Annotated in this window: 17 protein-coding genes; 6 read left to right on the forward strand and 11 right to left on the reverse strand. The window is 41.9% G+C overall.

What is annotated here, in order from left to right:
• Positions 1-354: 354 nt before the first annotated feature.
• On the reverse strand, positions 355-1644 hold the full coding sequence (locus tag V7K15_RS06915; protein WP_334904213.1) for a glycosyltransferase family 4 protein: 1290 nt from the start codon (positions 1642-1644) through the stop codon (positions 355-357).
• 934 nt (positions 1645-2578) lie between these two features.
• A complete protein-coding gene (locus V7K15_RS06920) occupies positions 2579-3169 on the reverse strand; it encodes a PEP-CTERM sorting domain-containing protein (protein WP_334904215.1) in 591 nt (196 codons plus the stop codon).
• A 296-nt stretch (positions 3170-3465) separates the two neighbouring features.
• Here V7K15_RS06920 and glyS point away from each other — a divergent pair, with 296 nt between their 5' ends.
• The 3 genes from glyS (at position 3466) to V7K15_RS06935 (ending at position 7976) form a co-directional block, all read left to right on the forward strand.
• On the forward strand, positions 3466-5649 hold the full coding sequence (gene glyS, locus V7K15_RS06925; RefSeq protein ID WP_334904217.1) for a glycine--tRNA ligase subunit beta: 2184 nt from the start codon (positions 3466-3468) through the stop codon (positions 5647-5649).
• Between the two features lie 83 nt (positions 5650-5732).
• On the forward strand, positions 5733-7220 hold the full coding sequence (gene murD, locus V7K15_RS06930) for a UDP-N-acetylmuramoyl-L-alanine--D-glutamate ligase (protein ID WP_334904219.1): 1488 nt from the start codon (positions 5733-5735) through the stop codon (positions 7218-7220).
• Between the two features lie 342 nt (positions 7221-7562).
• Positions 7563-7976 (forward strand): PAN domain-containing protein, encoded by a 414-nt coding sequence (locus V7K15_RS06935; protein WP_334904221.1) that lies wholly within the window; start codon positions 7563-7565, stop codon positions 7974-7976.
• A gap of 86 nt (positions 7977-8062) precedes the next feature.
• Here the strand turns inward: V7K15_RS06935 and V7K15_RS06940 are convergent, their stop codons facing one another.
• Genes V7K15_RS06940 through V7K15_RS06950 form a run of 3 tightly spaced genes read right to left on the reverse strand, consistent with a single transcriptional unit; the run spans position 8063 to position 8728 of the window.
• Positions 8063-8287 (reverse strand): type II toxin-antitoxin system HicB family antitoxin, encoded by a 225-nt coding sequence (locus V7K15_RS06940; RefSeq protein WP_334904223.1) that lies wholly within the window; start codon positions 8285-8287, stop codon positions 8063-8065.
• Positions 8265-8450 (reverse strand): type II toxin-antitoxin system HicA family toxin, encoded by a 186-nt coding sequence (locus V7K15_RS06945; protein ID WP_334904225.1) that lies wholly within the window; start codon positions 8448-8450, stop codon positions 8265-8267. Before V7K15_RS06945 ends, V7K15_RS06940 begins: the two co-directional genes overlap by 23 nt.
• Before the next feature lie 53 nt (positions 8451-8503).
• Positions 8504-8728 (reverse strand): type II toxin-antitoxin system HicB family antitoxin, encoded by a 225-nt coding sequence (locus V7K15_RS06950; RefSeq protein WP_334904226.1) that lies wholly within the window; start codon positions 8726-8728, stop codon positions 8504-8506.
• Between the two features lie 222 nt (positions 8729-8950).
• Here V7K15_RS06950 and argS point away from each other — a divergent pair, with 222 nt between their 5' ends.
• The 3 genes from argS (at position 8951) to V7K15_RS06965 (ending at position 11914) form a co-directional block, all read left to right on the forward strand.
• Complete coding sequence (argS, locus tag V7K15_RS06955) at positions 8951-10714, forward strand: arginine--tRNA ligase (RefSeq protein WP_334904228.1); 1764 nt, start codon at positions 8951-8953, stop codon at positions 10712-10714.
• A 134-nt stretch (positions 10715-10848) separates the two neighbouring features.
• On the forward strand, positions 10849-11409 hold the full coding sequence (locus V7K15_RS06960) for a Uma2 family endonuclease (protein WP_334904231.1): 561 nt from the start codon (positions 10849-10851) through the stop codon (positions 11407-11409).
• Positions 11410-11449: 40 nt separating this feature from the next.
• Complete coding sequence (locus V7K15_RS06965; protein WP_334904287.1) at positions 11450-11914, forward strand: cobalamin biosynthesis protein; 465 nt, start codon at positions 11450-11452, stop codon at positions 11912-11914.
• Positions 11915-11918: 4 nt separating this feature from the next.
• On the opposite strand, the gene V7K15_RS06970 is transcribed toward V7K15_RS06965, so the two are convergent.
• The 6 genes from V7K15_RS06970 to V7K15_RS06995 all read right to left on the reverse strand — a co-directional run bounded on the left by V7K15_RS06970 (position 11919) and on the right by V7K15_RS06995 (position 19611).
• Entirely contained in the window at positions 11919-12272 is a 354-nt protein-coding gene (locus tag V7K15_RS06970; RefSeq protein ID WP_334904233.1) for a phage holin family protein, read from the reverse strand.
• A 673-nt stretch (positions 12273-12945) separates the two neighbouring features.
• Positions 12946-13989, reverse strand: coding sequence for a peptidoglycan-binding protein (locus V7K15_RS06975; RefSeq protein ID WP_334904235.1), 1044 nt, complete (start codon positions 13987-13989; stop codon positions 12946-12948).
• Between the two features lie 480 nt (positions 13990-14469).
• Positions 14470-16392 carry a bluetail domain-containing putative surface protein gene (locus tag V7K15_RS06980; protein WP_334904237.1) on the reverse strand — a complete coding sequence of 641 codons (1923 nt, stop codon included), beginning with the start codon at positions 16390-16392 and terminating at the stop codon, positions 14470-14472.
• 3 nt (positions 16393-16395) lie between these two features.
• Positions 16396-16545 carry a hypothetical protein gene (locus V7K15_RS06985; RefSeq protein WP_334904239.1) on the reverse strand — a complete coding sequence of 50 codons (150 nt, stop codon included), beginning with the start codon at positions 16543-16545 and terminating at the stop codon, positions 16396-16398.
• A 493-nt stretch (positions 16546-17038) separates the two neighbouring features.
• On the reverse strand, positions 17039-18310 hold the full coding sequence (locus V7K15_RS06990; protein ID WP_334904289.1) for a M16 family metallopeptidase: 1272 nt from the start codon (positions 18308-18310) through the stop codon (positions 17039-17041).
• 59 nt (positions 18311-18369) lie between these two features.
• Positions 18370-19611 (reverse strand): M16 family metallopeptidase, encoded by a 1242-nt coding sequence (locus V7K15_RS06995; protein WP_334904291.1) that lies wholly within the window; start codon positions 19609-19611, stop codon positions 18370-18372.
• Positions 19612-19777: the final 166 nt, after the last annotated feature.

Here is a 19777-nt window from a genome sequence, read left to right on the forward strand (position 1 = left end):
CCTTTGGGAGAAGGACAGACGCTACGCCGGAGCTGATTAATAGCTGTATGGTGGTTCTCAATTGCATCGAATACAGGAGCCAGTCGCGTAGCGGCTACTCTACGAGTTCTCCAACGGAGTACTCGCATGGTAGGAGAACTACTTTATTAATTAAGGTTGCGAGTTTCATTTATCCTCACCAAAAACGACGTGCAATCATCAATCAGTATTCTCTAGAGTCGTATTTTTGAGCACTCTCAACTTCCTACACTTAGGTCATCCGATCGGTTGATTTTTAACTCACCCGAATGGGTGATTTAATTTATCCCAATCAGGGTTTTGTCTGTGTCGCCGAGTCAGCAATCCCCAATCTCTTCAACCATCCACAACTGATTTTTGAGAATTCAATTTCGGTAAAATACCCACAGTTGATTTTCGGTTAGCAACAATATCAGAAAATAGCCACTCATACCGATCAAGTGCTTGTTCTAAGGAATAGTTTTCTTCAGCAAACTGTCTTCCTGTCTTACCTAGCCTCGCCCCTAAAGCAGGATTAACATATAAATCATGCACCGCAGCAGCCATTGCATCGGGTGATTCTGGCTCAACAATTATCCCACCACCACTGAGTTGGATTGCTTTAGCAGCAGTACCAGTGGCGGGAACTGAACCCACAATTGGGCTACCACTCGCCAACAGCAGTGGTATTTTTGAAGGCATATTGAACGAAATCACATTGCGCTTTTGCACAATTAGCCCGATATCAGCTGCTGCTAGCATTTCGGGTAGTTTTTCTCGCGGCTGCAACGGTAGCAGCAAAACATTATCTGCTCTATTTAATAGACAATATTCGTGCAATCTTTGCAATGCTATTGATTCGCCAACAATCACAAAGACAATATCTTTGATATGACGTAAGCAAACAGCTGCTTCTATTACTGTCTCTAAACCTTGGGTTAGAGCAATGTTACCCGAATAAAGTACTACAAATTTCCCATCGAGTTGATGGCTAGATATCCAGGAGTTGTTCTCTTTCGCTAAGGGGCGGATGAAATTTACATTCACCCAATTGGGAATACAAACGATTTTATTAATAGGTACTCCCTTATTCACTAAATTCTCCCGAAACCCATCGGCGATGACGCTAATAGTGTGTGCAGTCCGATATGCAAATTTCTCTAGGGCTGCAAGAGTTTGGATCATCCACTTATTTTTCAATAGCCCCATACGCACGGCAGCTTCTGGTAGAATATCTTGCACATTCAGAACTACTGGGCAGTTATATAACCAACCAAATATTGTTGCTGGCAACGTACCTAATAGAGGGGGAACTGTTAAGATAATCACGTCAGGGCGTCTGCCTTTAAAAGCTTGGGGTAAGCTCGTAAAAACAAAACTCAACTCCAATAAAAGCCGATCCACGAGGTTGGGTTTAGACTGAATCCGCAGGTAACTTCGTTGAATGGTGACGCCATTTTTTTGTTCATTAACGTACCATTTCCCCCGATATTCATCGTAAATCTGACGCTGAGGATAGTTGGGCATTCCGGTAATCACCCGCACTTGATGACCTCGCTTTACTAAGCCTTCTGCCAATTCAGTCATTAAGGGAGCAATTCCAATCGGTTCTGGATGATAGTTGTAGGAATAAATCAGAATGTGCATGAGCTATTTGTAAATTTTGTGAAGACAGCCTGAGATGAGCGGATTTATTGCTAATTTCAGTAGACGCTGCTAGTTTTATTATTTAATTTAGGTTGTGAGCAGATTATGATTTTTTGAAATCACAATTGCAATGAAGACTATTTAAGACTTTTATCGGTGGATTTTAACAGTTATCAGTTATTAATTAACGCCGTGTGCAACTTTCTCTCAAACCTAACGCCAAACCTCTTACCTATAAGGGAATGGGAGCAAGAATCAAAGCCTCTCCCCACCGCGAAAGAGCAATGGAAGTCGGGTTCTAAGAATAAGTTGCACATCGCGTTAATTATTTAGTTATCAGTTACCAATTACCAGTGTTCACTGACAACTGTTGACTGATTTAAGTTTCTTACCATACGCATGATAAGTTTTCACTAATTTAAAAGGGAATCTAATGCTTAAATTTACACTTAGGCGATTCTAGCATCATATTTAATCTCGTGTATGAAACCCACATTCCAGCTTGTAAAGTGGCACATGAAGTATTTTTAACCAATTCATCAGTATTGGATTCAATGGTGAGCATCCTACTTTTTTGAGCAGTTCAAAAGCACGAACTTTTCAAGACTAGTGTCCTGTATAGCTTCGTATTTGAAGCTGTTATATTGCCTTTTTATACTTGAAATCAATAGCTTGATCTGGGCTATTGCCTAGCGATGCCTGCGGTGGTAACAGAGCGCGGCCGTTGTGCGGGCTACGACTAGGCAATGGTAAGGGCGATTTTGGCGAAAATGTTTTTGATTCTGATCACTCGAATACTTGTGTTAATAAGTATTCGAGCGATCGCAAACCGATAAGGTTGAATGAGCAACTCACCAGTTCACTGAACTATTGGGGCTAGAATAGAAATTCATTAAACTAAATTTGGCAACCTCTAACTAGGAAGCCCTACCTTCTAGCAAGAGGCTTGCTTTTTCTTCAAAGTTGAACCTAAACCCAACATCCCAAATGCCAGTAAGCCGACGATAGAAGCAGGTTCAGGGACTTTGGATACTTGAATGGAACCAGAATTTTGATCTACTAGTGTTGACGTTCCCTGTTGATTCACATCCTGACGTAATGCCAAAGAGTCGCCAACCTTTCCCTGCAAGAAATATTCTCCAATTACACCCGTTCCTCCAGCTATATCAAAGGGGCCAAACAATTTCTGAGTGGAAGTATCAAAGTTGAAAGTGAAGAAATTAGATTGTGACACCCCACCATTAACGGTGTTATAAGTTCCCAGAAGATTTTTAGATGGGTCTAAGAAGGAGACATTCAAGGATTGTAAAAATTTGGTGGCTCCACTACCGCTTTCAGAAATAATTGTCGGTGCTGTAGCCTCGTCGTAGCTGAATGAACCTACTGCTGAATAACCGGCATTACCTAGCCAGTTAAAGTTTAAATCAACAGCTTGGGCTGGGTTGTTAGCACCAGCAGCGATGCCTACACTAAGAGCAGTACTGGTTGCTGCGATCGTAGCAATTTTGGCAAAAATGTTTTTCATTGTTATAACTCCAAAGTTGATTGAAATCATGCAGATATCAATCTATAAACAACACTAAATTTACGATACAAATATGTATAAGTAAATACTGCATGAAACTACGGTAGTAAATGTAAAAAATGAATGAAGAGAAACACTTTTTTGTGAATTTTTGGATAAGATGTCAAGTTTATCTAACAAATCTAAGCTCGACTATATCGATAAAGGTGTATCTGGCAAGGCTGACTAAAAATCACGAGCGATCGCCAGATAATAACTGATAAAGTTGAGCTACGCAAAGTTGAAAACAGTATCCTATGCCTGGGTTTCTATTAGAAGTTGGTACAGAAGAACTACCTGCAAGTTTTCTCAGTGATGCTTTAGTGCAATGGCACCAGCGCATTCCCCAAAGCCTGGAAACAAATAGCCTCAAGGGTGAAAGTGTCGAGGTGTACGGTACTCCCCGGCGGCTGGCGGTAGTAATTAAAGGTCTACCATCTCAGCAACCAGATCGAGAAGAAGAAATTAAAGGCCCCCCAGCCCAAGCTGCCTTTAAAGATGGTCAGCCAACAGCAGCAGCAGCCGGTTTTGCCAAAAAGCAAGGTGTGGAACTGGATGCACTGTTTGTTCGCCCCACTGACAAAGGGGAATTTGTATTTGTGCAAAAAAGAATTCCTGGTCGTCCTGTGGCGGAAATTTTGACAGAACTTGTTCCCCAGTGGATTTGGGGTTTAGAAGGTAAGCGGTTGATGCGTTGGGGGAATGGGGATGCGAGGTTTTCCCGACCAATTCGCTGGCTGGTAGCTTTGTTAGATGAGACAGTGCTGCCTCTAGAATTAGTGAATGGTTCTAAAACGATTAATAGCGATCGCATTTCCCAAGGTCATCGTGTCTTACATCCTGAACCTGTGACAATTGCCCAAGCTACTGATTATGTTACCGCCCTCAAGTCTGCTTATGTCACCGTTGACCCAGAAGAACGGAAAAATCTGATCAAAGAGCAAGTAAATGCAGTAGCAGAGAATTTAGGCGGATATACAGTAATTTATCCCGATTTGTTAGCGGAAGTAACCAACCTTGTAGAATATCCTTCCGCAGTTGTCGGTAAATTTGAAGCAGAATTTTTGGAATTACCAACTGAGGTAATTACGGAAGTTATGGTAACTCATCAGCGTTATTTCCCTGTATTTAAAACAGGTAGTCTTGAACAAGAATTATTACCCAATTTTCTCACTATATCTAATGGTGATCCCAATAAATCAGAAATTGTTGCTGTGGGGAATGAAAGGGTAATTCGTGCCAGATTAGCTGATGGGAGATTTTTCTACGAAGCTGATTTAACTAAGCCTTTAGAAAGCTTTTTACCCCAGTTAGAAAAAGTCACTTTCCAAGAAGAATTGGGTTCGGTGCGTGCCAAGGTAGATAGAGTAGTTAACATTGCCGAGCAAATTAGCAGTCAATTAGAATTAGAGGAAAATCAAAGTCAAAGAATCCAACGTGCTGCTTTATTATGTAAAGCAGATTTGGTTACACAAATGGTGTATGAATTCCCAGAATTGCAAGGTATCATGGGAGAAAAATATGCCTTAGCCAGTGGTGAAGATGCCGAAGTAGCAAAGGCAATTTCTGAACATTACTTGCCAGCAACAGCAGACGGAAACCCACCTGGAACACTCACTGGCCAGGTTGTCGGATTGGCAGATAGATTAGATACTTTGGTGAGTATCTTTGGTTTAGGTTTAATTCCCTCCGGTTCCTCTGATCCTTTCGCCTTGAAGCGGGCAGCCAATGCGGTAATTAAGATTATTTGGTCAAAGACTTTGAGAATAAATGAGCAAAACTATGGTGGATTGAAACTTGATTTAGCAACTTTATTGGAGCAAGTAGTAACAGATTTTTCAGAAGCTTTTCACAAAGATAAAAAATTATTAATTACAGCCTTGCAAGACTTTTTTTTGCAGCGCCTCCGTAGTCAACTGCAAGAAGAAAAACAGATTGATTACGACTTGGTAAATGCAGTTTTGGGAGAAAATGATCCAGAATACACAGAACGGACATTAAAGGATTTATTGGATGTACGCGATCGCGCCTTATACTTACAACAAATCCGTAACGATAGTACCTTAGATAACATCTACGAAACTGTTAACCGTTCCACACGATTAGCCGCCCAAGGTGATTTGGATACAAAACAACTAGAACCCACAACCGTAGTGCGTCCAGAACTATTCCAAAAGCCCTCTGAGGTAGCTTTGTATAATGCCCTAATCGAATCAGTACCGCAAACTCAAGCAGCACAGCAGACACGAAATTATCAACTGTTAGTAGCAGCACTTACAAAAATTGCTCCGACAGTTAGTAACTTCTTTGATGGCCCAGATAGCGTTTTAGTTATGGACTCCGATCCAGAAGTCAAGCGTAATCGATTACATCTGTTGGGACTAGTTCGCAATCATGCCCGTGTTTTAGCTGATTTTGGGGCGATCGTCAAAAATCTGTAGCGTTTGTTAGCAAAAAGTTGTCTAATTTTTGCCAACAAACGCTAATATAGGGAATGCTTAACCAGGGATTTCTGCTGCAATCTATGCCTAGAGCTTCTGTGATTGGATTGGGAAAGTCCGGTGTTGCTGCGGCGAGATTGTTGAAACGGGAAGGTTGGGAGGTAGTGCTGAGTGATGGCAACACCTCCGAAACCCTCCTACAACAACAACAAGAACTCGGCACCGAGCAAATAACCGTTAAACTAGGCCAATCCCTAGAATTGAATGGTGATAATTTACCCCAATTAATAGTTGTTAGTCCTGGCGTGCCTTGGGATATTCCGGTATTAGTTGAGGCACGCCAGTTAGGTATTGAAACCATTGGAGAAATGGAGCTCGCTTGGCGAAATTTGCGCTCGCTACCTTGGGTAGGAATTACTGGTACTAACGGCAAAACTACTACCACAGCTTTAATTGCTGCGATTTTCCAAGCAGCAGAATTAGATGCACCCGCCTGCGGTAATATTGGCTACGCCGCTTGTGAAGTTGCCCTATCTCAGCCGGGGAGGGAAACTGCAATCCAAAATCTAAGTTGCGCTGGAAGCGCACTAAAGGTGCGACCTAAAATCCAGAATTGTATTGATTGGGTGATTGCGGAAGTTAGCAGCTATCAAATAGAATCTTCTGTTTCTCTTGCTCCTCGTATTGGTGTTTGGACGACTTTTACACCGGATCATCTTAGTCGCCATCAGACTTTAGAGAACTATTACAACATCAAAGCCAAGCTATTGCATCAGTCTGAGTTGCAAGTGTTTAATGGGGATGATGCCTATTTGAGCCAGCTTGGTTTAAGTGCTTGGCCTGATGCTTATTGGACAAGTGTCAAAGGAAAAGATTTCCTGATTAGCGAAAAAGGTTTTTACATCGAAGACGACTGGGTTGTGGAAAAATTGACTGCAACCTCTGTACCAGAACCGATTGTGAAAGTATCTACTTTGCGGATGGTTGGAGAACATAATGAGCAAAATCTCTTGATGGCAGTAGCAACAGCAAGATTAGCAGGAATTAATCGCGATGCGATCGCACTTGCAATAAGTGAATTTCCTGGCGTTGCTCATCGTTTGGAGCATATCTGCACTTGGGAAGGTATTGATTTCATTAACGATAGCAAAGCCACTAACTATGATGCTGCTGAAGTTGGTTTAGCATCTGTGAACAATCCAGCCATTTTAATTGCTGGTGGAGAAGCTAAAGCAGGTGATGATACTGCTTGGCTAGCACAAATTCAAACCAAAGCTGCTGCTGTGTTATTGATTGGCTCTGCTGCACCCGCATTTGCTAAACGTCTCCAAGAGGTTGGTTATTATTCTTACCAGATTGTGGAAACTATGGAAAGGGCAGTCCCTAGAGCGGCGGAATTAGCTAAGGAGTATCAAGCGCGTGTAGTGTTGTTATCTCCGGCTTGCGCGAGTTTCGATCAGTACCCGAATTTTGAGGTGCGGGGCGATCGTTTCCGTCAGTTGTGCCTTGATTGGGCGGGAGGAGGGAAGCTGCAATACAACTCGATTCTTTCATTCTCCCAGCCTAATTAATTTACTGTGTAGGTACAGGCTAGGTAGTGAATTAATTATGTAAAATTATTAACAATTTTTGTATTTGGTAGCAAATAACTATATTCTAACTAGCAGATATTAACAAAGTTAGGAGGGTTAATTCCCCTGGCTCTACAGGCAGCACTTTTTGATGCCTAATTAAAATACCCATTAAAAAAATCTAATTGCGTTAGCGACGTAAGAGCGTCATTGCGAATTGGTTTAATACTAGAGATTTGGTGAAAAAGAATGTAGAGATGTTCCATGTAACGACTCTACAAAGATTTTTTCTGACGCATATTTAATTTCTGGACATATCTACTATGTAGTAAGGAGAGATTTATGAAATTAAAAATGGTTGCAGCTTGGCAATATGCAAAGAAAAATTTTGTTTTCCCAAGAAATATTATATTTTTTGGGTTGGCACTTTTACTGATTTTAGGTTTTAGTACGGCTGTAAACTTAATACCATTGGCTCAACCTGCCACAGCTCAAGTAGCTCCACTCTCAACCACTATTCCACGTTATGTCGTAACCGCTGAATTTGGTAGAAATAGAGGAGGTAGCGATTACACAGGTTTTCCGACTTCAGCATCCGCTTCAGATTGCCAGCAGTTTTGTATTAATGATAACAGGTGTAGTGCTTATACCTATGTTCGACCAGGAGTACAAGGTGCTAGTGCTGTTTGTTATTTAAAATCTGTAGCACCAGCATCAACACCAGATAGCTGCTGTGTATCCGGTGTGAAATTGTAAGCTAAAAGTGCGGTGCGATCGCATCATCAGATAGACTTCAATATTCTAGAAGGATTGTTTAGAGCTAATTTAGTGGTTTACTATAATTATGTTTTGCTGTATTTTGCAACTTCAACCTCATGAGCGATGCTTGTAGGTTTAGGAATAAGTAAACCATCCTCTAGCATTCCTTCTAGATGAAATTCAATAGCTTCTGCAATCATTTGCTTGACTTCTTCTAAGGTTGCACCTGTAGTTACACAACCTAGTAAATCAGGGACATAAGCAGAGTAATTACTATCCGCTTTTTCAATCACCACTACGTAATGCATTGCCGTTCTCCTTATAACTGTGCTTGCCTCCAAATACTACTGAGAGTACCAGGGCTAAGTCGTCAGACAATTTACCTGGAACTGTAACTAAACCTGGTTTACCCTGATGCTTGAACTGTCGATGGCTACCTTTAGTTCTATCAAGATACCAACTTCCATGCAATTGAGAACCGCTATAGGAGGATTATTTAGTACTAATTTAGTGATTTCCTGTAATTATATTTTGATGTAGTTTGCAACTTCAACCTCATGAGCGATGCTTGTAGGTTTAGGAATAGGTAAACCATCTTCTAGCATTCCTTCTATATGAAATTCAATAGCTTCTGTAATCATCTGCTTAACTTCTTCTAAAGTTTCACCCACAGCTACACAACCTGGTAAATCAGGGACATAAGCGCCGTAGCTAGTTTCTCCCTTTTCAATCACAACTGTATAACGCATTACTCTTTCTCCAATTGAGCTTGTCTTCAGATATTTTTAAGAGTACCAATTGACACATCCATATTTGGCTTACCAGATACTGTTATAGTATTGGGTTTGAACATTGCTAAGTAGATGGACAAAAATATTTCTCATGAATCGAGTGGCTCAAAATGAAATGCTAAAGTGAATAATCAAGCTTTTGCAGAGCTACATTTTCCTTCTGACAGATAAAATTTATATATGAACGCTACACAAGAAAAACTAAAAGTTCAGCTTGAACAGGCAATAGTTGCGGCTTTTGGCGCTGACTTCGCTGGAGTAGATCCAATTTTGGTTTCTGCTAGCAATCCTAAATTTGGTGATTATCAGGCGAATGTGGCTTTATCCCTGAGTAAAAAGTTAGGATTGCAACCAAGAGCGATCGCAGCTGCGATCGTTGATAAACTAGATGTATCCGAAATCTGCGAACCGCCGGAAATCGCTGGGCCAGGATTTATCAATCTGAAATTGAAAACGGCATACTTAGAAGCACAACTCAACGCGATTCAAGCTGATCCCAGACTGGGAGTTCCAGCCGCAAAAACGCCAAGAAAAGAAATTGTGGATTTTTCTAGTCCGAATATTGCCAAAGAAATGCACGTCGGACACTTGCGTTCTACGATTATTGGTGATGCGATCGCCCGGATTTTAGAATTCCAAGGACACGATGTACTGCGGTTAAATCATGTGGGTGATTGGGGTACGCAGTTTGGAATGTTAATCGCCTATCTCCGGGAAGTCTACCCAGAAGCGCTTACCACCGCTAATGCTTTAGATATTGGTGATTTAGTCTCTTTTTACCGCAAAGCCAAACTGCGATTTGATACAGATGCAGCTTTTCAAGAGACAGCACGGCAAGAAGTCGTCAGATTACAAGCAGGTGCAGAGGATACAATCCATGCTTGGAAACTGCTATGCGAACAATCGCGGTGCGAGTTTCAAATAATTTATGACTTGCTGGATGTCCAAGTAATCGAACGCGGAGAATCTTTCTATAACCCTTTACTATCTGGCGTTGTGGAAGATTTAGATAAATCTGGTTTACTCGTAGAAAATCAGGGGGCAAAATGCGTTTTCTTGGAAGGGTTTACAAATCGAGAAGGTGAACCTTTGCCTTTAATTGTGCAGAAATCAGATGGCGGTTATAACTACGCCACTACAGATTTAGCATCCCTCCGCTACCGGATTCAGCAGGATGAAGCAAAGCGGATAATTTATGTAACCGATGCTGGACAAGCAAACCATTTTGCCCAATTTTTCCAGGTAGCAGGTAAAGCTGGATGGATTCCTGATGATGTGGAATTATTGCATATTCCCTTTGGGTTGGTGTTAGGAGAAGATGGTAAGAAATTCAAAACTCGTTCTGGGGATACTGTCCGGTTGCGGGATTTATTAGATGAAGCTGTTTCTCGTGCCCATGCTGATCTAAAAGCTAGATTACAAGAAGAAGAACGCCAAGAAACTGAAGAATTTATTAATGAAGTTGCTAGGATAGTTGGAATCAGTGCAGTTAAGTATGCAGACTTAAGCCAAAATCGCACTAGTAGCTATATCTTCAGCTACGACAAAATGCTGGATTTCAAAGGTAATACTGCGCCCTATATGCTGTATGCTTATGCCAGGATTCAGGGGATTAGCCGCAAGGGTGATATTAACTTTAAGGAGTTAGGAAACCATGCCGTTCTGTTGGAACATGACACAGAATTAGCGCTGGCAAAATATTTACTTCAACTGGATGAAGTTATTAGTAGTGTAGAGCAAGACTTGCTACCCAATCGGTTATGTGAATATTTGTATGAATTGAGTAAAAAGTTTAATCAGTTTTATGACCGCAATCAAGGAGTTCAGGTGTTGGAGGCGGAGGAACCGCAGCGAACATCTCGCTTGATTCTGTGTGATTTGACTGCTAGAACTCTGAAGTTGGGACTATCTTTGTTGGGAATTCAGGTGTTGGAGAGGATGTAATATTTTTTTTACGCAAAGGTACGCTGAGGTAACGCAAAGGTACGCAGAGTAGGAGTTAAGTTAATTTATTCTTGGTGTCCTTTGCGTCTTGGCGGTTCGTTAATTATAATTTTTGGACTTGGAGGCGATCGCAAATGGTACGGACATCATCAAAAAACATAACTTTGGCAGAGTTTCTGATCCTACCAGAAACCAAGCCTGCTAGTGAATACATCGATGGTGAAATTATTCAAAAACCAATGGCACAGGGAAAGCACAGTACAATTCAAGGTGAGCTGATTATTACTGTTAACTTAACGGTGAAGCCCAAGCGAATTGCACGAGCGTATCCAGAACTGCGGTGTACTTTTGGTGGAAAGTCAATAGTGCCAGATGTTTCTGTGTTTACTTGGCAAAGAATTCCTCGTGATGAAAATGGCCAAGTTGCCAACGTCTTCAAAGCATCTCCCGATTGGACTATCGAGATTCTATCGCCTGACCAAAGACAAACGAAAGTTACAAAAAATATTTTACATTCCCTGAATTATGAAACCCAAATGGGTTGGCTGATTGATCCTGAAGAACAAACGGTATTTGTCTACATCCGCAATCAACAGCCAGTCATGTTGGATGAATTAGAAGCTTTACTCCCTGTGCCAGATTTTGCCAGTGAGTTGAGGTTGACAGTAGGAAATTTATTTGGTTGGCTGTTCTAGTAAACCAAACTCTGACGAATTAAATCAGGAAATAGACCAAGTGCAACAAGTTTTATGGGTAGGAATCGGTTGTAAACGGGGAACCTCATGGCAGTTGATTGATCGGGCAATTGAAGAAATATTTCGAGAAAATCAACTTTTTCCAAGTGCGATCGCAGGGATTGCTACCATTGACACTAAAGCCTCGGAAGTTGGTTTACTAGAACTTTGTCGCCTACGGAATTTCACCTTAAAAACCTTTTCTGCCCAAATCCTTCGTTCTGTCTGTGTCCCCAACCCTGCCACAATTACTGACCACAAAGTAGGTACACCTAGCGTAGCAGAGGCGGCTGCTATGCTTGCAGCCTCTCAACTCACATCGTTGACTGTTTTCCCCTTTACAAGCATAGAGGAATTGCGGGTGAGGTTCTTAGTTCCTAAACAAATTTTTCATTTACAAGGGCAACCAGGAGCGGTAACACTAGCTGTTGCCCAAGCTTCAAATATTACTATTATAATTTACTAATTTTTTAGTCAACAACTCTCAAAAAATAGTTAATTATGCTAGAAACAATTGCTAGCACAATTGAACCTAACAAAGCAGGTAAAAAGCCCCGAATCTCAAAACCATAACCAGGAGTTAGGGCGCTTGCCAGCCAAAGGGTTAAGGCGTTGATCACTAATGTAAATAAACCAAAGGTGAGTAAGGTAATCGGAAAGGTCAAAATCTGCAAAATTGGTCTAATAAATGCATTAACCAAACCAACAACAAGAGCCGCGACCAAGGCAGTCAGAAAATTCTTGATAAAGAATCCCGGAACGATATTAGCAGTAAGAAATAACGCCACCGCACTACCAAGCCAAGTTAATAAAAAGTGTTGCATAAGTTTTTTTAGAGGAATTAGCAGTTTAATTAATTTGACTATTGCCAGTTGTAATCTGTAACACCATCAAGCGTAGTTGTATCTAGCTCCTAAAGTTGCCGTACTCTCTGATCAGCCCAAAAACAATGTAATTTTTAGCGATCGCATACAGAGATACTTCTAATAGGTATATCTTTATCGTATTGCAGTATGTACCGCAATACGGCTTAGTTAACGTTTTAATATTTTCCAGATATCCTCAACCCCCTAAAAAAGGGGGGCTTATAACCCAATACAGTTCAGTTAAGCATTTCTTCTCTTTGTATCCTCCAGATCCCTGCGGCCAGCTACTACGCGTCTAGGTTAAAAAATTGACTTTGAATAAAGAGTTTTAGCCTTAACCGAACCGTATTGGGATGTACGGCATTAAATTTATAAAAAATGGTCTGAAGCATAAAACCCCTATTACTTTTAGGACTTACGCAAAACTACATACTGTAGGAGCAATTCATGTAGCTTTAGCTTTCCTACGGAACGCTACGCGAACCCGCAGGGTATTGCCCCTACCTAAAAATCATGGTTTGGGCTATTGTTTGTGTAAATCCTGACTTTGTAAAGCTAGTAATGAAGGGTTTGTAGTAAGGACTTTAGTGCTTAGAAAATAATGACTAAAGTCTTTGCTCCCTATGTATGACTAACGCCGCAAAAGAACCTCCCAGGTAGAGCCACCAACTACACCGTCAGCTTCTAAACCATAGCGCTTTTGTGCAGCTTTCACAGCTTCCTCGGTTGTTACGCCAAAGTCTCCATCAGCATCGCCTTTCAAGAAACCAAGCTTTTTCAGTTGTTCTTGCAACTTGACAACTTCAGAACCACGTAACCCTATACGCAAAATTGGCAATCCTTCTGAGGTGTATTGAATACCAGGGGTTCGATTAGTAGTTGTGTTTGACTGAGTTCGAGTAGTTGATGTAGTACGATTTGGTGTTTTCTGTGTACTTGAAGTTGTAGCTTTTCTTGGGGTAGCAGGTTTTGGCTCAGGGGTGTTCGCAACTTGTGTTACAGCTTTTTTTCGGGTAGTAGGTTTTGGCTTAGGGCTAGTCGCAACTTGTGTTACAGCTTTTTTTCGGGTAGGAGGTTTTGGTTGAGGGCTGGTTGGAACTTGTGTTACAGCTTGTGGGGGGTTGGGGTTAGGATTTGTAACCTTGGTGACGTTGCTACGCTGGGTTGGAACAGGAAAATTTGTAGCTGAGTTAACTCCTGGCTGGGATGAAGGGACGGTTGATGCTACCGGTTGATTCGGGAAAAGTCGTTGCCAAGTGCTGGCATCTACAACGCCATCTGGATTTAAGCCAGCTGCTTGTTTAAACCGGGAAACAGCACTGGCGGTATTCTCACTATATACACCATCTACGGCACCAGAGTAATAACCCAAAAGTTTTAAAGCGGCTTGAAGTTCAGACACGCGTTCGCCTTGACTACCAACTTTCAGGGTAGGGCGGTTGATGTTATCTCCAGGATTTACTTGGGCAATTTTTTGTGGTGCAGCTATTGATACTACAGCTGTTGAGGCAATCAAGAGAGGCGTGGCGGAGAACAAGAGTATTTCAATAGCTGATAAAGATTTAGAGCTTTTTGTCCACCAACCTTTTTGCCGTTTTTCCATCCTACAGCGATTTCCAGTTGGATCTAGTAATTTTAAGTAACTCAAAATACTTGCTCTCAGGCTGCCTTGCATGGAATTTACTCCCAGAATATTCTCATGCTAATAGTACAGCCGCTTGGTCTAAAAAACAGCTGCATTTACGATGTCTTCTCTGCGAGACGCTACGCATAGCTTGCTTCCCCGTAGGGGTACGACGGGCATACATGTCAACTTAAGAAAAAATCTGCTTTGAGAAGACGTTTTGCCCTCATCCCCTAACCCCGAATCCCAACTTAGGAGAAGGGGAACTAGGTAATTTGCTCCCCTCTCCCAATTTTGGGAGAGGGTCAAACCTCGAAAGCTTGCCAAGCCTAACTTCTACGTTAAGTTGACACCAATGTACGACGGGCTATGCCTACGCAATAATCCAATATCCTTGGGGTCTAATTGCGTTCGTCAACACAAGTCCTCATGGGCTATAGCGATTGGAATGGGGAGTTGGTTGAGTGAGAGAACTACCTGCTACTTTAATTCCCTATGCCCCACACCCTAGTTTTGGTCAGCAACGTCAAGTTAAACAATCGCTAAGTTAGTCAAGTTGCCTTTGTAGTCGGTAATCTCAATTACGGCATCTGTGAGCGCAGAGAATCCATTAGTATTATCGTTGAGTGCCAGAAAAGTCTGCTGATGATTGCCTGTACCAAGGGTAAAAGTTGCCGCACCTTTAGCCACAAAAGCAGTTGCAGTCAATATCTGTTGTACATCTGAGAGATTTAGACTTGCAACAGTGCCAAGGTGAACTAATTTAGCAGCGCTAACTGCATATAGCCCATCAATTTTATCTTGACAAATTTTCAAGTCAGTTATTCTATCAAAGCCAGACAGCAGCGAATCACTCAGATTGTTGAACACAAATTTATCAGCGTCATGATCGCCTGTTAGGATATCACGCCCAGCGCCACCATTAAGGATGTCATTACCGTTACCACCAGCTAGTTTGTCATTTCCAGCTAATCCAAACAGTTTATCGTTGCCGTTTTTGCCAGAAATTTCATCATTACCAGCCCCACCAGTAAGTTTATCTGCACCGTTACCACCATTTAAAGTAATTTTTCGCACATTTCCTTCTATGGTGGTCTTGCTGGTTAACTGACCATTGGTATCATACAGATAAGTAGCAACGGCATCGGTAGTGCCATCAGTGTTGCTGTCAATATCTGCTGAAGTCAGTTTGCCATTGGCATCGTAGTTGTAAGTGGTAATCTCGTCAGCGATGCCATTATTATTTTTGTCGGCTACCTGTGCAGTTAGTCTGTTGTTAGCATCATAGCTGTAAGCAGTCACTTGATCAAAGATGCCATCATGATTATTGTCAATCTTCTGTGAGGTCAACTTGCCACTCAAATCGTAGCTGTAAATGCCAACCGCATCAATTACACCATCATTGTTGAGGTCATAGCTGGCGGATGCACGTCCATAAGTCCAGGTTTCGACATAATAAGGTATGCTGTTGCCGTCGTCGTAATTGCTATCTGATGTAAACCTGCCGTTGGCATCATAAGTAGTGGTTTCGACAAAATCAACTATGCCGTCGCCGTTGTTGTCACTGGTAAGGGATGTCTGGTTGCCGTTAGCATCATAAGTGTAAGTTTCGATGTCATCAGGCATACCGTCGCCGTTGTCATCACGGGTAAAGGATGTCTTGTTGCCTTTGGCATTATAAGTATAAGTTTCGATATAATTAGCTATGCCGTCGCCCTTGTCATCACGGGCAAATGATGTTTTGTTGCCGTTGGCATCATAAGTATAAGTAGAAGTTTGGATAGCATCAACCATGCCGTCGCCGTTGGTGTCCTCGCTCAAGGATGTCTGGTTGCCGTTAGCATCATAAGTATAAGTTTGGATAGCATCAACTATGCCGTCGCCATTTTCGTCACTCGTAAAGGATATCTTGTTGCCCTTGGCATCATAAGCATAAGTGTAGATACGATTAGGTATACTGCCGCCGTAGTCCTCCCTAGAGGATATGAGGTTGCCGTTGGCATCATAAGTATAAGTGTAGATAAAACTAGGTATACCGTCGCCGTTGTCGTCAAAGCTATAGGATGTCTGGTTGCCCTTGGCATCATAAGTATAAGTGTAGATATCATTAGGTATGCCGTCGCCGTTGTTGTCACTAGTAAAGGATGTCTTGTTGCCGTTGGCATCATAAGTATAAGTTTCGATATGATCAACTATGCCGTCGCCGTTGTCGTCACGGCTATAATATGTCAACTTGCCGTTGGCATCATAAGTATAAGTTTGGATATAATCAGGCATACCATTGCCGTTGTCGTCATTGCTAGAAAATGTCTTGTTGCCGTTGGCATCATAAGTAATGGTTGAGACAAAATCAACTATGCTCTCGCTGTTATATAGGACTCGGATTTGATTTCTGAAAACATACTGAGACTGAAAAGCCTGTTTTATCAGGGTTTTATCTGAAATCTTGTTCAAAAATCAGATATGAGTCCTATAGTCACCGATAATGTGTGTCGGGTTATAGCGGTAGGTAATAACTGAGTCTATTGTCCCATCACTGTTGTTGTCTATCTTCTCAGCTATTAAGTCGCCACCAGCATCGTAAGTATAAGTTGTGGTTGAGTTCATAAACTTGTGTTCCTTTGCTGGATAATGAAATATGAAAGTAGTATAACTGCAATATTTTTGGTTAAGGGGAAAATCCAAGGGTTTGAATTCACCGAACAAGGCAAAAGTAAAAAGTTAAAAGGCACTCATAAAGAGAAAAACCAATAGGTCTGACGCCAAGAATTTATTTATGGAAAATAAGATAAAGATTTGTTTCTAGACACGACATACTTTGAAACAATGCGTCAAAAGTTAAATTTTCTAAATTAAAGTAGTATACTCCAATGCTACTAAATACAGCATTTCATTAATTCGTAGCGAATTAAATTTGGCAATACCCTGCAATGCCAATGCATTGAGATGCAATGTTCTGCAATGCCAATGCCTCTCGATACAATGCCAATGCATTTCTCTGCAATGCCAACGCATTTCCCTGCATTAAAAACGCTACGTTTTTAGGCAAAACTGTACTAAGTACAGCTTTGCAGTTACGATCGCACCTTAGAGAGCAAGACTATCCGATCGCTCGATTAATTGCTTCTTCTTGACCAACTAAAGATAAATAAGGTGATTTTAAATACTTGCAAGCTGCGGCGATCGCATCTTTGGCACTCACCGCCGCAATCAATTCTTGAAACTTTGTATCAAAATCAATTCCTAAGCCCAAAATCTCATACCAGCCGTATATTTGAGCGATTTGCCCGTTTGTTTGTTTACCCAAGGCGTACTGCCCCAGAATCTTATTTTTAGCAGCTTGCAGGGCGCTTTCGGATACTTCCGTGGTACACAATAAATCTACCTCTGTACGCAGTCCCTCTAGGGCAATGCTAGTATTCTCCGGTGCTGTACCCATGTAAACCACAAATGATGCTGGAAATAGCCTTGTGGAGTAAAAGGCGGATACTTCGTAAGCTAAACCTCGTTTTTCTCGCAATTCCACAAACAACCGACTAGAAAGCCCATTTCCCAAGTAGGTACATAGCAACTTGAGTGGGGCGTAGTCAACAGAACTTACCGATGTTCCCAAATAACCGAGCATCACAATTGATTGTTGTGTCTGGACTGGCTTCAACCTTACCTGCGGTTCCACCCTAATTTCAGGTAAATTTAGTATTGGCAGTGCTTGGGCTGTACCTTGCCAATCACCAAAAACTTCTTCTACCAACGCCACTGCATCTGTGGCTGTGACTCTACCAGCAATACTAATTACTAGATTATCTGGACGAAAATAAGTTTGGTGATATTCCACTAAATCCGCACGAGTTAAGCGGCTCATCGTGGTTTCATCTCCCAGCACTGACATAGAATAGGGATGATTTTGGTACATTACCTGCCGCATTTGTTCAAAGGCGACATTGAACGGTTGCTCTTTTTGGGAACGAATATCTTGGAGTGCTAAACGCCGTTCTAGTTCCACTTCCGCTTCGGGAAAAGTCGGCGATCGCAAAATCCGCCCTGCCAATGTTAAAATTTCCGCAAAATCGGATGTTACCGTTTTCAGAGATAGCAAAAAATAATCAGTACTGGCATCTGTACTCAAACTCGCTCCTACAGACTCAACAATTTCGGCAATTTCCAAACTAGAAAGTCCATCGCATCCCTTTGTCATCACTGCTGATAGCAAATGTGCCAACCCTGCTTGCTCCCGGTTTTCGTGACAACTACCGGCACGCATAAAGATTCGCGCTGCAATAATGTCCGCAGCCGGATTTTCTGCCACCAACACGACAATGCCATTGTTCAATACGGTGCGATGGATAGGCGATTTTTGCAGCAAGGTTGTCATTTGTCCTTTGTCCTTTGTCATTTATCAAAAACTAATGCCCCATGCCTAATGCCCAATAACTAACACGGTTTAAGTACAGTAACCGCATAATTTTGCGGCGAGAGATACTGTTTAGCTAATTTTTGCAGTTCTTGGGGATCAAAAGACTGAATCTGCTGGGGATATGTCACAGCTAATTCAGCTTGGGCGATCGTATTGTAGTATCCATAAAGCCCCGTTAGCTGATTTGGCGTTTCCGTAGAAAACGCATACTCATTACACAGCAGCCTGCGTGTACGGGCAAGTTCCTGTTCACTAATTCCTCTAGTCTGCAAATCATCCAAATGAGCGCAAATTAAGGACTCAACTTTCTCCAAATTTTCTGGTTCCAACCACGCAGTAATTGTAAATAAACTTGATTCCCGTTGTAGAGAAAAACTACTGCAAATTCCCTGTACCAATTGCAAATCTTCTCGCAAATCGCGCACTAAACGCGAAGTCCGCCCTTCTGCCAATAACACCGACAACATATCTAAACCATAGCTAGTGCGGATTTCCTCTACCCCTGGTACAAGCCACGCCATCAATAATCGCGCTTGCTCGATGCGTGGTAAACGCAGTTCTTGACGCTGAATTCCTGTTATTACTGGCTTGGCTACTTTCTCAAACTGCGGACAATTCGAGCGTTCGGCAAAATCAGCAAATGAATGATTTACCATTTCCCAAGCTGGTTGCTGGCCTATACCCCCGGCAATTACCACCGTCATGTTTTCCGCCTGATAGTGAGTACGGTGAAAACAACGCATTGCTTCTGGCGATTGCTGCATCAGTTCTTGCTCAGTACCTAGCACCGAACGTCCGTAAGGGTGACGCTGGTAGATGCTTTGAATCAGAGTTTGGAATCCTATCCAGTCGGAATCATCATGACAAGAGCGAATTTCCTCTAGCACCACGTCCCGTTCGCAGCTAAATTCATCTTCTGGAATTGCCGCATTCAGCAGTAGTTCTCCCAAGTAGGGCAGAGTATCTTTTAAATCAGGGGCAGCTGTGGTCAGGGAATAATGAGCATAATCATAGCTTGTCGCCGCATTAGTCACGCCACCTCGGTTTTCAACTTTGTAATCGAACATTCCAGGGGGTAGCGTCGCCGTACCTTTAAAAATCATGTGTTCTAAAAAGTGCGCCATGCCAAACCACGGTTCTGGCTCTAGACTTGCTCCAGCACGTACCCAAACATCCGCCACAACTACAGGGGTAGTGGGAATTTCTTGATGAATAAACGTTAAACCACTCTCTAGTCGGAAGACCGAGGCTGGAAACACGGTATTAGTTAGTTGTTGTAACAATTTTTTGTAGTTTTAACCACAATTTTAGATAATTTTGTTATTTTAACTCTGAACGATACCTAATTTAGAATCAAGTTATACAGATTTTGTTTTTATCAGCAGCTATTCCTAACTTTTAATCTAGAGTGTGTTACGCACAATT

The sequence above is a fragment of the Nostoc sp. genome (assembly GCF_036919815.1).
Classification (GTDB): domain Bacteria; phylum Cyanobacteriota; class Cyanobacteriia; order Cyanobacteriales; family Nostocaceae; genus Nostoc.